The sequence below is a fragment of the Agathobaculum sp. Marseille-P7918 genome (assembly GCF_900625105.1).
GTDB lineage: Bacteria > Bacillota > Clostridia > Oscillospirales > Butyricicoccaceae > Agathobaculum.
In genome coordinates this window covers 1-14,164 of the sequence record NZ_UYYD01000005.1, presented here as the reverse complement: position 1 = coordinate 14,164, position 14,164 = coordinate 1, and the positions used below count along the sequence as shown (strand labels likewise).

The 14,164-nt window shown below is 63.0% G+C and carries 18 protein-coding genes; all 18 read left to right on the top strand.

Features of this window, described 5'->3' with window-relative positions:
• Positions 1-33: 33 nt before the first annotated feature.
• Positions 34-2,007, top strand: coding sequence for a terminase large subunit (locus EJL02_RS08420; RefSeq protein ID WP_442858009.1), 1,974 nt, complete (start codon positions 34-36; stop codon positions 2,005-2,007).
• Positions 2,008-2,031: 24 nt separating this feature from the next.
• Positions 2,032-2,316 carry a hypothetical protein gene (locus EJL02_RS08415; protein WP_125115971.1) on the top strand — a complete coding sequence of 95 codons (285 nt, stop codon included), beginning with the start codon at positions 2,032-2,034 and terminating at the stop codon, positions 2,314-2,316.
• Between the two features lie 179 nt (positions 2,317-2,495).
• Positions 2,496-2,663, top strand: a complete 168-nt coding sequence (locus tag EJL02_RS14165; protein ID WP_164510353.1) for a hypothetical protein — start codon at positions 2,496-2,498, stop codon at positions 2,661-2,663.
• Complete coding sequence (locus tag EJL02_RS08410) at positions 2,660-3,934, top strand: phage portal protein (RefSeq protein WP_125115970.1); 1,275 nt, start codon at positions 2,660-2,662, stop codon at positions 3,932-3,934. The genes EJL02_RS14165 and EJL02_RS08410 overlap by 4 nt, the downstream gene beginning before the upstream one ends.
• A gap of 162 nt (positions 3,935-4,096) precedes the next feature.
• Positions 4,097-4,807: a head maturation protease, ClpP-related gene (locus tag EJL02_RS08405; protein ID WP_125115969.1), complete on the top strand. Its 711-nt coding sequence runs from the start codon at positions 4,097-4,099 to the stop codon at positions 4,805-4,807.
• 16 nt (positions 4,808-4,823) lie between these two features.
• The gene (locus EJL02_RS08400) at positions 4,824-6,014 is read left to right on the top strand and encodes a phage major capsid protein (RefSeq protein WP_125115968.1); all 1,191 of its coding nucleotides are present in this window, start codon (positions 4,824-4,826) and stop codon (positions 6,012-6,014) included.
• Complete coding sequence (locus EJL02_RS08395; protein WP_125115967.1) at positions 6,014-6,343, top strand: head-tail connector protein; 330 nt, start codon at positions 6,014-6,016, stop codon at positions 6,341-6,343. Before EJL02_RS08400 ends, EJL02_RS08395 begins: the two co-directional genes overlap by 1 nt.
• Positions 6,327-6,923, top strand: a complete 597-nt coding sequence (locus tag EJL02_RS08390) for a hypothetical protein (protein WP_125115966.1) — start codon at positions 6,327-6,329, stop codon at positions 6,921-6,923. Before EJL02_RS08395 ends, EJL02_RS08390 begins: the two co-directional genes overlap by 17 nt.
• Complete coding sequence (locus tag EJL02_RS08385) at positions 6,923-7,393, top strand: hypothetical protein (protein ID WP_125115965.1); 471 nt, start codon at positions 6,923-6,925, stop codon at positions 7,391-7,393. The genes EJL02_RS08390 and EJL02_RS08385 overlap by 1 nt, the downstream gene beginning before the upstream one ends.
• A complete protein-coding gene (locus EJL02_RS08380) occupies positions 7,394-7,861 on the top strand; it encodes a phage tail terminator family protein (protein WP_125115964.1) in 468 nt (155 codons plus the stop codon).
• A 4-nt stretch (positions 7,862-7,865) separates the two neighbouring features.
• Positions 7,866-8,921, top strand: coding sequence for a phage tail sheath C-terminal domain-containing protein (locus EJL02_RS08375; protein ID WP_125115963.1), 1,056 nt, complete (start codon positions 7,866-7,868; stop codon positions 8,919-8,921).
• A gap of 15 nt (positions 8,922-8,936) precedes the next feature.
• Entirely contained in the window at positions 8,937-9,380 is a 444-nt protein-coding gene (locus tag EJL02_RS08370; protein WP_125115962.1) for a phage tail tube protein, read from the top strand.
• A 15-nt stretch (positions 9,381-9,395) separates the two neighbouring features.
• Entirely contained in the window at positions 9,396-9,800 is a 405-nt protein-coding gene (locus EJL02_RS08365) for a phage tail assembly chaperone (RefSeq protein WP_164510352.1), read from the top strand.
• A 23-nt stretch (positions 9,801-9,823) separates the two neighbouring features.
• The gene (locus EJL02_RS08360; protein WP_125115960.1) at positions 9,824-10,006 is read left to right on the top strand and encodes a hypothetical protein; all 183 of its coding nucleotides are present in this window, start codon (positions 9,824-9,826) and stop codon (positions 10,004-10,006) included.
• The gene (locus EJL02_RS08355; RefSeq protein ID WP_125115959.1) at positions 9,999-12,173 is read left to right on the top strand and encodes a tape measure protein; all 2,175 of its coding nucleotides are present in this window, start codon (positions 9,999-10,001) and stop codon (positions 12,171-12,173) included. The genes EJL02_RS08360 and EJL02_RS08355 overlap by 8 nt, the downstream gene beginning before the upstream one ends.
• Before the next feature lie 23 nt (positions 12,174-12,196).
• A complete protein-coding gene (locus EJL02_RS08350; protein ID WP_125115958.1) occupies positions 12,197-12,961 on the top strand; it encodes a LysM peptidoglycan-binding domain-containing protein in 765 nt (254 codons plus the stop codon).
• 12 nt (positions 12,962-12,973) lie between these two features.
• Positions 12,974-13,981 (top strand): XkdQ/YqbQ family protein, encoded by a 1,008-nt coding sequence (locus EJL02_RS08345; RefSeq protein ID WP_125115957.1) that lies wholly within the window; start codon positions 12,974-12,976, stop codon positions 13,979-13,981.
• Positions 13,978-14,164, top strand: a 187-nt coding sequence (locus tag EJL02_RS08340; RefSeq protein ID WP_164510351.1) for a hypothetical protein, incomplete at its 3' end; no start/stop codon positions are given. The genes EJL02_RS08345 and EJL02_RS08340, both read left to right, overlap by 4 nt.

Below are 14,164 nucleotides of genomic sequence, written 5' to 3'. Positions count from 1 at the left end.
TGACGGGCGGTTTTGCGCACCGTCCGAGATTTCATGTTTTTGTCCTTTGGCGGCAGGCGGGGCACGGAACCCCCGCCCGTCCGTCAGAGCGCCGGAGCGGAAGGAGGTGCGCCGATGTTTGACGCCGAGGCGGCGTCGTTTGTCTGTGAATTTATCGAATACCTGACCTGCTCGAACGGCGCGCCGTTCCGGCTCATGGACTGGCAGCGCGACGCCGTCACCGAGTTCTACGGCCAGATGGTCGCGGCCGAGGGCGAGGAGGCCGACCCCGCGGGGCGGTACNGGCGGGGCACGGAACCCCCGCCCGTCCGTCAGAGCGCCGGAGCGGAAGGAGGTGCGCCGATGTTTGACGCCGAGGCGGCGTCGTTTGTCTGTGAATTTATCGAATACCTGACCTGCTCGAACGGCGCGCCGTTCCGGCTCATGGACTGGCAGCGCGACGCCGTCACCGAGTTCTACGGCCAGATGGTCGCGGCCGAGGGCGAGGAGGCCGACCCCGCGGGGCGGTACATTCGGCGGTATCAATACCTGTACCTCGAGATCGCCAAGAAAAACGGCAAGTCCGAACTGGCCGCGGCGCTCGGCGTGTACCACCTGTTCGCGGACGGCGAAATCAACGGCGAGGTGTACGTCGTTGCTGCCGACCGCGACAACGCGGGCATCGTGTATTCGGCCGCCAAGTGGATGGTGGAGCACAGTCCCGCGCTGATGAAGCGCAGCCGCATCGTGGACAGCATCAAAACCATCTACGACACGGTTTCGGGCAGCAAGCTCAAGGTGCTGTCCTCGGAAGCCTACTCCAAGCACGGTTACAAGCCCAGCTGCGTCATCTTCGACGAGCTGCACGCGCAGCCGAACCGCGACCTGTGGGATGTCATGACCTTCGGCGCAGGCGACGCGCGCGAGATGCCGGTCTGGATCGTGCTGACAACGGCGGGCGACGACCCCGACCGCAAGTCGATCGGCTGGGAAGTGCACGAAAAGGCGCTGTCGATCCTGCGCTGCCGCAATGGCTGCGCGCGCGAGGGCGACATGGACGACCCGCGCTGGCTGCCCATCATCTACGGGCTGGGCCTCATCGAGGACGAAGATGAGCTGAAGCAAATCAACATCTACGACGAGGACTTGTGGAAACGCTGCAACCCGTCCATCGGCAAAACGGTCAAGCTGTCTACCATCCGCGCCGAGGCGCAGGAAGCCAAGCGCAGCGAGGCCGCCGAGCGGCTGTTCCGCTGGCTGCGGCTCAACCAGTGGATTGCCACCCATACGGTCGGCTGGATTCCGGTCACGATCTACGACAAGACGCAGTGGAACCCGGAGGGGTGCAAGGACTGGCGCGAGGCGGTGCGGCTGCTGCGCGGCAAGAAGTGTTTCGGCGGCGGCGACTTGTCCAAGAGCACCGACCTTACCGCCTTCACGCTGCTGTTCCCGCCGCAGGACGGGCTGGAGCACTGGGTCGCGCTGTTTACCGGCTGGATACCTCTCGACGATATCGAGGCACGCGAGCGCGCCGACCACGCGCCCTACCGCGACTGGATTCGCGCGGGCTTTCTCCGCGGCTGTCCGGGCGACGTCATCGACTACGAGGATGTAATTGACACTATCTTGCAGGCCGTGGAGACCTATGATCTGCGGATTATCGGCTTTGACCCGTGGCTTTCCACCACCATCACCCAGCGCTTGGCGTCGCTGATCTCGGGAGCGGGCAAGTCTACGCAGATCGTGGAAATCCCGCAGGGCATGAAAAGCATCAGCCCGCCCATGAAGGAGATGGAACACCTGATCCGCACGCACGAGATGCTGCACGTCCATAACACGGCCGCGCGGCAGTGCTTTGCGAACGTCCGGTGCGACACGGACAGCAACGAGAACATCCACCCGAACAAAAAGCGCAGCCGCGGCCGCATTGATATCACGGTCAGCTGGATCATCGCCTTTGCGGCGAGCAAGCTCGAACCTAAGCCGACGCTGGCCGACGCGGTCACCGGCGGCAAATGGCATTTGTAATTCAAAAGAAGGAGGTTTCGCACTATGGCAGAACCCAACACCAACCCGCAGACTATCCCTGAGACGCAGTCCCCGCCTGCAAAGCCCGCACCTGACTACATCGCGGCGCTCGAGGACATCCGCGCGATTGCGCAGGGCGTCAACGACCAGCACCGCACGATGACCTGGCGCGAGGCGGTCGATGTGTGGGAGCAGGCGCAGGGCGCGTCGGACGAGCGGGCGCGCGCCGCGTTTTTCGTCCACATCGGCATCGCCACGACCGGCGAGTGCCTGCTGCTGGACGGCGTGGAGGATGACGCAAGCGTATAGGGGGTATCCATACCCCCTATATACGGCGGGCAAGCCGCCGATACCCCCGGACGCGCCCCAAGGGCGCTGGGTCGGGGTATTACAAAGTCCGGCAAAGCTGGACTTTGCAATGCGGCTCACAGAGCCGCGGATGAGATACCGCGCAGATGCGCGGGAAAACGTGCAGAAAGGGGTTTCGCATGAAAAGCATTTTGAAATTCCTGCCCGATGCCCTTGCCGCGTGCGGCGCGGTGTGCATCGTGGTGGCGCTGTGGATGGTGTCGCCGGTCATCGGCCTGATTGCCACCGGCGTTATGCTCATCGGCGCGGGCTGGCTGCTGGCGCGGTACGGAGGTGAGGACGCATGATCCTTGACCGCATGGTGCGGCGCGTGACCGACTCTGCGCGCCTGACGCTGGACAGCCCGCTGGGCTGGGACACGGGCGGCAGCCTATACGACGGCAAGACGCTGGGCGCGATGAAGCTGCCCGCGGTGAATGCCTGCATCGAGATCATCTCGGACAGCGTCGCCAAAATGCCCATCTACCTGATGGACAGCGCGACGCGCGAGCGGCAGGCCGACCACCCGGCGCTGCGGCTGCTGACCGGCCGCCCGACCGAGGCGCTGACGGCGTTCGACTACCACAAGCTGATGGAGTCGCGCCGCATCGCGCACGGCAACGCCTACGCGCTCATCCTGCGCGACCGCTGGGGCGCACCGGCTGAGCTGCTGCCGATCGCGCCCGGCTACATGCAGCCGTTTCTGGATGACAACGGGCGCTTGTGGTACATCGGCACCAACCCCAGAACGGGCGAGTTCCGCAAGTTCTGGCCCGCCGATGTGTTGCATTATAAGGCGTTTTCTGTGGACGGGCTGGAGGGCGTGAGTTACCTCCGGCGCGGCGCGGAAACCATCGAGGCCGCGCTGCAAGCGCAGAAATACGAGGTCGGGTTTTATAAGAACGGCGCAAAGCTCGCGGGCGTTTTATCGGCCGAAACCGACCTCACCAACCAGCAGGACATCACGCTGGAGGACGGCACAAAGATTTCGGTCAAGGACGCGATTCGCCGCGAGTGGGAGCACCTGTACACCGGCGCGGACAACGCCTACCGCACGGCGGTGCTCGATTTCGGCATGAAGTACACGCCGATCACAGCCAGCAATCGCGACGCGCAGTTCATCGAGAACAAGTCCGCCAGCATCGAGGACGTCGCGCGGCTGTTCAACATCCCGCTCTATAAGCTGGGCGTTGGCAAGCAGACCTACGCGAGCAACGTGCAGGCGGCGATCGAGTACATGCAGCGAACGCTGTCCCCGATCGTGTCCGAGCACGAGCAGGAGGACACCTACAAGCTGCTGACCACGAGCGAGCAGGCCGCGGGCCTGCAGCTGCGCCGCAACATGATGGGCGAGCTGCGCGGCGACTGGGCGGCGCGTGCCGCATGGTTTAAGAGTATGCGCGAAATCGGTGCGTACAGCATCAACGATATTTTGGCGCTGGAGGATTTGCCGGACGTGCCGGGTGGCGATGAACGCTATGCGTCGCTCAATTATATTCCGGCCGACCTGTTCCGGGAGCTGTCAGTCAACCGTAATGCACCGGCAAACAATGGGGGAGGTGATGAGGGTGCGCCATAAAATGCCGCAGAGCGGCGCGCACCCGAATTCGCGCGGCGGTGAGCGATTTTCGAGCGAACCGCAAAAACGATTCGGTGAATCGTTTTTAGCGTGCGGGGAACCCAACGGGCTTGCACTAATGAAATACAAGCAAAACCTTTACGTCGCAGCAGGAGGTGAAATATGAGATACAACCTGAAAGGCGTGATTTCCTCGGACGAGGACGCGCCGATCTACCGTTTTTTCGGCATGGCGGCGGTCAGCCCGGCGGACATCCGGCAGGCAATCGCGGACAACCCCGCGGGCGAGGACTTCGTGCTCGAGATTAACTCGGGCGGCGGCTCGGTTTACGCAGGTTTTGAGATGTACTCCATCCTGCGCGCGGCGGGCGTCCACACCCGCGCCGAGGTGCAGAGCCTTGCCGGTTCGGCGGCGTCGGTCGTGATGGCGGGTGCGGACACCGTGGCGGCAAGCCCGGTCGGGCAGGTGATGATCCACCTGCCGAGCACCTATACCGAGGGCAACCAGATCGTGCACCGCGAGAGCGTGCAGATGCTCGAGGCGGTCACCGGCTCGATCCTCGCGGCCTACGAGCACAAGTGCGGCGGCAAGACCAGCCGAGATGCGCTGCGCCGCATGATGGACCGGGAGACCTTCCTGACCGCCCGCGAGGCGCTGGACGCCGGGCTGGTGGATGAAATCCTCGGCGAGACCGGCAGCGCGAACCCGATGAACGTCTGGAACGCCGTGGGCGGCGCGCCGGACATCGAAAAGCTGCGCGCGGCGTACCGCGAAGCGCAGCAGGGCAACCCGCCCGAGAAAGATGTGTCCAATTTGAACACCAAACAGGCTCGTGCCCGCGCGATCGCGCTGGCCGAGGCGGAACTGTATTGATAAGGAGGAAAACGATATGAAGAAGCGACTGCTGGATCTGCAGGCCAAGGCAAAGCCGATCGTAGAGCGCATGAAGGCGGCCGACGCGGCGGGCGACCAAGCCGCCTTTGATGCGGCGCAGGCCGAACTTGCGCCGATCAGCGCGGAGATCGCGCGTGTGAAGGCACTGATGCAGGCCGAGGAAAACGCGACGCCCGAACCGCAGAACGCTGCCACGGCGCAGGGTGCAACCGGTGCGCTGGTGAATTCGAGCGAGTGCATCCACGCCTTTTGCGAGTGCGTGCGCGCGGGCGCGGCAGGCGACCGCACGCGCTACCTGCAGAACGCCGACATCGTGCACCGCGCGGTGAAAAACGAGGGCATGACCGAGGGCACGCCCGCCGACGGCGGCCTGATCGTGCCGTCCGACATCCAGACCATGATCCGCGAGCAGATGCGCGCGCTGAACCCGCTGAGCGAGCTGTTCTCGGTCGAGAACGTCAGCGCCAATACCGGTTCGCGCGTGCGTGACACCGCGCCGACGAGCGGCTTCACCAAGGTTTCCGAGATGGGCACGATCAGCAAGGACGACAAGCCCGCGTTTGCCAAGGTTGAGTACGCGGTCGAGGACTACGCGCTCATCGTGCCGGTGTCCAATGACCTGCTGAAAGACACCGACCAGAACCTGCTCGCGTACCTGTCCCGCTGGCTGGGCAAAAAGGCCGTCATCACCGAGAACAAGCTGCTGCTGACGCTGCTCACCGCGCTGGATGGCTCTGCGACTTCGATCGCTGAGGCAAGCGCGCTCAAGACCATCAAAAAGCTGGTCAACGTCACGCTCGACCCGATTTTTGGCGTCTCGGCATCGTTCCTGACCAACCAGTCGGGCTTTAACTTCCTCGATTCGCTCGAGGACGGCAACGGCCGCCCGCTGCTGCAGGTCAACCCGGCCGACCGCACGCAGTACATGGTCGGCGGCCGCGCGGTGCACGTCGTGAGCGACGCTGTGCTGCCGAACAACACGACCGCGCCGCTGTATGTTGGCGATTTTATGAGCTTCGGCACGCTGTTCCGCCGTCAGGCGATGGAGATCGCGTCCACCAATGTCGGCGGCAACGCGTGGAACACCAACTCGACCGAGGTGCGCGCGATCACCCGTCTGGATGCGAAGCAGTTTGACGCTGCCGCCGTCGCTGCGGGCAAGATCACGCTGCCGGGTGCGGGTTGATGACCACCGAGGAAAAGGCCGCGCAGGATGAGCGGCTCGCAGCCTGTAAGCGCTACATGCGCGTGGACTACGATGAGGACGATGAGCTGATTGCCGGGCTGATGCAGGCGAGCGACGCATACCTCATCGGCGCGGGCATCCGGCGCGAGGTCAACGAAGCGCAGCATGACCTGATCGTGCAGGCGATGACCTTGCAGATGTACGACGCGCGCGGCGCGGACACGCCCCAGCAGGCGCTCGAGACCGTGCCGCCGCTCGTGCGGTCGATGTTCAACCAGCTCAAAATCCGGTGTAATTACGGAGGTGCGGCCGATGGTACAGGCGGGTGAGCTGCGGGAGCGCGTGGTTATCCTCAGCCTTGTGGATAACCCGGACGGCACGGGCTGGGATTGGCAGGAGGGCAAGACGACGTGGGCCAAGGTCGAGCAGACCGGCAAGCGCAGCCTGTTCTCGACGGTCGGCATGAGCCGTCCGGAGTGGCGCGTCACCATGCGCCGCCAGAAGCTTACGCTCTTTCAGGCGCTGCGCTGGCGGGGGCATTTCCTGTTTCTCGCGGAGCTGACGCATCCCGACCGCGGTCACATCGAGCTGTCGGTCGTGCAGGCCGAGCCGGTGCAATGCACCGTGCAGCGCACCAAGGTCGAGAAGAACGCGCTCAACAACCCGACGCTCGCGACCGAGCGGGTGCTCTCGTTCCCGGCCTGCCTGACCGAGAAGTACGAGGGTTTTGCGCAGGGCGACGTGCACGACACCCTCACGCACACGCTCGTCGCCATCTGCCCCAAGGCGGTGACGCTGCGGGCGGGTGAGGTCGTGACGATCGGTGACGCCCGCTATCGTGTCCAAATCGAACACACGCTGTCCGAGTACAAGAACGAGTACGAGATCACGCGGGAGGTGGACGCCTGATGGCACAGGGCGTGAACGGCCTGCGGCAGTTTGCCGATCGCTGTGACGCCGAGGTGAAACGCAAACGCGCCGACCAGCGCGCGCTCCACGAGCGGCTGGGTGCACGGATGCAGACCGAGGTGCATGGGAAAATCGCCGGAATGATGAATAACGCTCACGGAGGCCGGGATAAGGTCGCAAGCTGGCAAAAGACCTATATCGGTTCGGGCGGCGGCTACGCCGCTGTCCGTCCGGTCAGTCCACCGACCGGAAAAGGCAGTCCGGGTGCGATCACCAATGCGATTGTCAGTGGGCATGCGATCCGCCGACCCAGCGGCAGGGCAAAACGCGGGTATAAACCAGATATCCATGTCCTGCGTGTGAATGGAATCAACTTCTACGATGCGGTACGCTCTGAGCTACCGGATATGCTGCAAGCCGAAGTCGAGCGCTGGGGCGACGAAATGGCTGCCAGACTGGAGGGCCGATAAATGCTTTCTGTTCAGCAGATTATGGAGGGGGTCAACGCGATCCTCGTCCGGCTCTACCCTGACCGCACGGTGTACGTCGATGTGATGCCCGAGCAGTTCGAGCGGCCGAGCTTTTTCCTGCGCCCAGCGGGGCGCAAGATCACCAGCCGCACGGTGGCGGTGGTCGAGGTTGAGCAGATGATCTTGGTACAGTGCGCCGATGAGGTGGGCGATCACTACGAAACCCAAACTGCCCGCCTGTACGGCGTGACCGACACGCTGACCGCGGCGTTTTTGCAGCGCGGCGCGCTTCATTGCGGCGACCGGCATCTGACCGCCGACCGCGTCGATGTGTCGCGCTCGCTTGACATCGCGGATGTAACGATCGTCGTCACCTACGAGGACGACCGCCCGGCCGCGCCCATCACCCAGCCGCTGGTCACCGACGTGACCCTCGGCGCGCAGCCGACCAATCCAAAGGAGGGATAAGGCAATGGGACTGCCTTCGATTGATATTTCGTTCCAGACCGCCGCGCAGGCCACGATCGCCATGGGCGACAAGGGCTATGTCGGCGTGATCGTGCGCGACACCGCACAGGCGGGCGCGCACTACCTGCCCCGCGTGGGCAAGATCCCCGCGGAGCTGACCGAGGACAACCGCGCCTACCTGACGCGCACCTTCCTCGGCTACATCAACCCGCCCAAGGCGGTGTATCTGTACGTCACCGACGCGGAGGATACCAACCTCGCCAAAGCGCTCGCCTATTTCGAGACGCAGGAGGTTGATTACCTCGTTGGCCCGCCCGATCTGAGCGAGGACGAGGCCGAGGCAATGGTCATGTGGCTCAAGGAAGTGCGCGCGGCGCACAGCCACATCAAGCTGGTGCTGCCGGGGACGGTGGCGGACTATGACCCGGTCATCGACTTCGACGCGGACGGCATGACCGACGGCGAAACCGTGTTCACCACCGCCGAATACTGCTCGCGCATGGCTGGTCTGTTTGCCGGTACGCCGTGGACGATGAGCGCGACCTACGCGCCGCTGCCCGAGCTGACCGACATCACCCGTCTGGACAAGGAGACGGCGGACGCCGCCATTGACGCGGGCAAGCTGATCCTCATTCACGACGGTCGGCAGGTCAAGATCGGCCGCGCGGTCAACTCGTTGACCACGACCACCCTTGACCACGGCGCGATCTTCCAGAAGATCAAGGCGCTCGAGGTCATCGACCGCGTGGACGCGGACTTCCGCGCGACGATCGAGGACACCTTCATCGGCAAGGTGGCGAACACCTACGATAACCGCATGCTGCTCGTCACCGCGGGCCGGAATTACTTCCATACGCTCGAGACGGCGGGTCTGCTGATCGAGGGCAGCTCGACGCTTGACATCGATACCGAGGCGGTGCGCGACTATCTGGGCGAGGCGGCCGACGAAATGAGCGACGACGAGCTGCGCCACGCGGACACCGGCTCGCAGGTGTTCCTCGTGGGCAAGTTCACGATCGCGGATGCGATTGAGGACGTCACGATCCGCATCACGGTATAAAAGGAGGCGAAACGTATGAGTGCAAGCATGGATTCTGCCGCGCGCGTCATTTCGGGCACGCACGGGCAGGCTTGGATGGACGACGAGCTGTGCGGCGAAACGCTCGGCCTGCAGGCCAAGGTCGCGGGCAACAAAGAGGACGTGCCGATGTGCGGCCAGTTTATGGTCGACACCAAGCTGATGAGCGCCAAGGGAACGGGTACGATTCGCTTCCACAAGGTAAACAGCCGCATGGCGAAAAAGATCAGCGACAACCTCAAGGCGGGCAAGGATACGCGTGTCAAGCTGATTTCGCTGCTCGACGACCCGGACGCCTACGGCGCGGAGCGCGTGGTCATCTACGACGCATCTTTCGACGACCTGACGCTTGCGGACTGGGAAGCCGCCACCAAGGGGCAGATCGAGTGTCCGTTCACGTTTACGCGCTGGGACTACCTTGACCTGATCCAGCCGAAATAACAGGAGGAAATGAACATGGCAGAGAAAAAGAAGAATCCCACCCCGACCACGGTCGAGAAGCTGCTGGGCGCGTGCAACCGCGCGCCCGGCGAGCAGTGTTTGCAGTTCAAGAGCTGGACGGACGCGGACGGCAATCCCGTCGTGTTCCGCATCCGCGAGCTGAGCTATGACAAGGTGCGCGAGCTGCAGGAGATGAACACCGGCAAGGATCTCCCCGCGGCGATCATCACGGCGGGCGTGGTCGAACCCAACCTGCGCGACGAGCGCTTGCAGCAGGCGTGCGGCGCGGCGACGCCCTACGAGGTTGTGCGCAAGATGCTGCGCGCAGGCGAACTTGAGGACTTGCAGGCCGCGATCGAGAAGCTGTCCGGCTACCGCGGCTCCACGCTGCAGATCTTTGCGGATATCGAAAAAAACTGAGAGAGGACGACGAGACGTTTCTGATGTATCTGCTCTTTCGGCAGCATCACGTCTTGCCGTCCGACTATGTAAAGCTCCCGCCCGGCGAGAAGCTGGTGCTGCAGGCGTTTGTCATGGCCGAGTGCCTGCCCAAGGCGCTCGAAGGCATCCGCTGGCGGGCGGAGAGCGAGCGAATGAAGCAAGAGGAGGCCGCCGCGTATGCCTGACGTTTCGATTGCGCTGAGCGCGAAGGACAAGGTTTCGTCCATTCTGAAAAAGGTCGGTCAGGTGTCTGGCCAGACGGCCGATGAGATCGATAAGCTGCAGGACAGTCTGGATACACTTTCTGCCGCAAAAGTAAACCTAAAAACCAATCTGGACAAAGTACGCCAGCAGGTGAGCGAAGCGCGCAAGGAGTTCCGCAAGCTGGGTGATTCGGTCAGCGAGCAGAACTACAAGGATAAGCTGTCCGAGCTGGAAAAGCTCGAGCAGCAGTATTATGCGGTATCGAAAAGTATCCGCATGGTAGAAAACGAGGAAACTTCGCTGGCAGGCACGCGCAGCAAACTGGCCAACCGCGAAGCTGGCGGCAGCACCGGATCGATGTTCGGTTCGCTCGGCTCGGCGCTGGCGACGGCGGGCTTCGGCAATATGCTCAGCGGCAGCCTGTCAGGTGCAGCGGGCGCGTTCTTCAGCTCGTACTACGGTTCGACCGAGGGCGCAGCGGTCGAGTCCTTCCTTGGCAGCGCGATCTCGGGCGCGTCCATGGGCGCGTCTGCGGGCATGATGGTAGGCGGCCCCGCGGCAGCTGGGATTGGTGCGGCAGTCGGCGGCCTGATCGGTGCGGTGTCCGGCGGCATCGAGGCCGCGACGCAGCAGTTTGAAAGCCGGGACAAGGCGTTCAAAAGCTATGTGCAGGATCAGTACAACGCCGTGCAGGAGCGCCAAGCGGCCGATCTGGAAAGCGGCTCGGCGCTGGCGTCCCAGCGAGAGACCGATCTGGTGTCGTTTACGACCCTGTTCGGCTCAAAGGACACAGCACAGCAGTACCTGAACCAGCTCAAGACCATGGCCAACGTCACGCCGTTCCTGTACAGCGATCTGACGGCCATGAGCAAGACACTCAAGACCTACGGCTACGCGGCAAATGAGATGATTCCCGCGCTGACCTCGATCGGCGACGCAGGCGCGGCGCTCGGCATGACGGCGGCGGACATGACCAATGTGTCCACCGCGCTCGGCCGCATGCGCTCGAGCAACAAGACCACGCTCGAGGATCTCAACATCCTGCAGGATCGTGGTATCGACGCGGTCGGGGCGCTGGCAAACGCCAAGGGCGTGAGCAAGGGCGGTGCGTACGAAATGATTTCGGACGGCGATATCGCGGGCACCGAGGCCGCGCAGATCATCCAGTCCTACATGGAGCAGATGTATGCCGGCGCGATGGAGCAGCAGAGCAAGACCTTTGAGGGCCTGTCCTCTACGCTCGAGGGTTGGAATCAGGAACTGCAAAACGCCATGGGCGAGGGCTACAACGAGGGCAAGAAGATCGGCATGTCCGACCAGATCGACTGGCTGGAAGGCGAGTCTGGACAGAAAATGATGGAGATGAATGAGCAGCTCGGCCGCTTTAAGGCCGACGCGGAAAATCTCCAGCAGGACATCTATCAGGACGTGTTCAACGGCATGTTCAACGGCGAGATACCCGCGGACATGGATGCCAAGATCGCGGCGCAGGTGGAGGATCTGCACCAGCGGTACATGAATGCGATGGCGACCATTGAAAGTTCTGCATCGTCGGAGGAAGAGGTATTTGCAGCAGGCGAAGAATTAGCCATGCTCAAGGGTGCGGCAGAGGAGCTTGCTTACAATACTTATATGACTTCCGATGCAGCTGACACGATGACAGCCGCCAATATCGCTTTAGCAGATAGTATCGCCGCTGGTGCTGGGGATGCATATGAAAATGCGGGCTATTCGGTTAGCGAAAAGCTGACGCAAGGCATCACCCGTCATATCAACAGCTATACACCACCGCCGATTAAGGTGCCGGTGCTGTATGAGAGTGTATCTACCAGCGGTGGTATTGCTGCCGGGGTGTCTGTTCGCACATCTGTCGGCACAACCACCGGCTCGCACCTGACCGGCGCGACCTCGCCCTATCGCGCGATCGGCGAGAACCGCGTACCGCGCGACAATACGCTCTATCTGCTCCACGAGGGCGAGCGCGTGCTGACCGCGCGCGAAGCGCGGGCGCAGGACCAGGGCGGCACAGGCGGCGTTGTCATCAACATGGGCGGCAACTACACCGTCCGGCAGGACAGCGACATTTCAGCGATCGCGGAGGCGGTCGCGGCGCGTATCCTGCGTGCCCGCCGCATCGTGCGCACATAACAGGTGAAAGGAGGAACGACCCCATGTCCATTCTGATCGGCGGTGGGATCATCAGCGGCATCGTCGGCAACATGGTCAGCACCATCGTGTCCCAGCAGCTGAAAACCTATCGCACCGGCAAACGCCGTATTATCTTTGTCAACCTGACCACCGGGCAGGAGGTCGTGCTGCCGGTGACGCCCAAGGAATATATGATCGACCGCGGCGTCAACATCGAGACCGTGAACCTGACCGGCTTCGGTGACGTACATCTCGCGGGCGACCGCACGCTGTTTACCGAGCAGCTGGAGTTCATGCTGCCTGTGCAGGACTACCCCTTTAACGACGCGACCACCGTGCTCGACCCGTTTCACTACATCGACTTTTTTGAGATGACGAGCGACAACAAGCAGGTGTGCCGCTTCATCGTTTCGGACAGCCGCACGCAATGCGAGGTGCTGCTGGAAAACCTGCAATACCGCCAGCAGGAAGGCGTGGGCGACTACTACTGTGTGCTGACCATGCGGCGGCACCGGCAGCCCAACCCCGTGCGGCTGGTGGGCGATGAGGGCACGTCCTCCGGACAGACCTCCGCCGTGACTACGCCCGCCCGCGCAACCGCTACACCCGCCCAGACCGCCGTGCAGAACCACACGGTGCAGCCGGGCGACACGCTTTCCGGCATCTGCCGCAAGTATTACGGCAACGCAAACCTGTACCCCAAACTCGCGGCATACAACAACATCAAAAACCCCGACCTGATCTACGACGGGAGCGTTATCAAAATCCCGCCCGCGTCGGCGCTGTAAGGGGGCGGACGCATGGAGCAATACCAGTACGTCCACCCGTGGGTGCATGTGCGCAACAGCGACGGCGAGTGGGATGTGTCTCACATGTTCCGTCGCATCGAATGGTCGGGCGACGTGGACACCGTGTGCCGGTCGCTCGAGCTGGAGATGATCGTCTCGGCGACCGATCCGCGTTTGCCCTACGTTTACCTGCCGCTGGCGGGTGGCATTTCGATGGGCGTGGGCAGTGAGACGCTGTTCTGCGGGCAGGTGGTGAGCAAGGACAAGTCCACCGACGCGTCCACCATGTCGGTCACCTGCTATGACAACGGTTTTTACCTCAAAAACAGCCGCGCCAGCCGCAAGTACACGGGCGAGACACCCGAAACCATCACGCGGCAGCTGTGCAGCACCTACGGCGTGCCGGTCGGGTCGCTCGCGCAGACCGGCGTCGCGATCCGACGCAAGTTTTCAGCCACCGAGATCTACCGCATCATTGACACGGCCTATACGCTCGCGAGTCAGCAAACCGGCAAGAAGTACCTGCTGCGCTTTTCCGGACGCAAGCTGGACGTCATTGAACGCACGGTGACGCCGCAGTCGGTAATTTTGCAGCGCGGCACGAATTTGCAGACCGCGACCTACGGCGAGAGCATCGAGAACATGAAAAACCGCGTCATCATCGTCGACAGCGAGGGCAACACCCTGCGCGCGATCTCGGACGACGATGCGGTGCGCAGATACGGCCTGCTGGCCGATGTGCTGACGCAGTCGGACGGCGAGGACGCGACCGCCGAGGCAAAAGAGATCCTTGCGGATAACGGCGTCGAGCGGCGCGCCAGCGTGACCTGCCTTGGGCACTTAAAGCTCATCACCGGCAACACGATCTACATCGCCGAGCCGTACACCGGTCTGGCCAACACCTGCTGGATTGATGAAGACACGCACGTCTGGCAGAACGGGGTGTACACCTGCCGCCTGACGCTGAATTTCAAAAATGAGATGCGCGAGAGCGAGAGCGGAAGCGAGGTGGAGACATGAGCCAAGTGGTTGAGTTGGCGCGCTGCCTGCCTGATCCGGAGGCGGCGCAGTCCGTAGGCACGGGCGCGGCGCTGCTGTTCGGGAGCGTGACCAAGGACATCGAACACGACGGCGAGGTCGCGGTGCAGGCAGACGGCCTGCCGCTGACCGAGGACGATCTGGGCTTTGCGTCCGGCCTGCGGC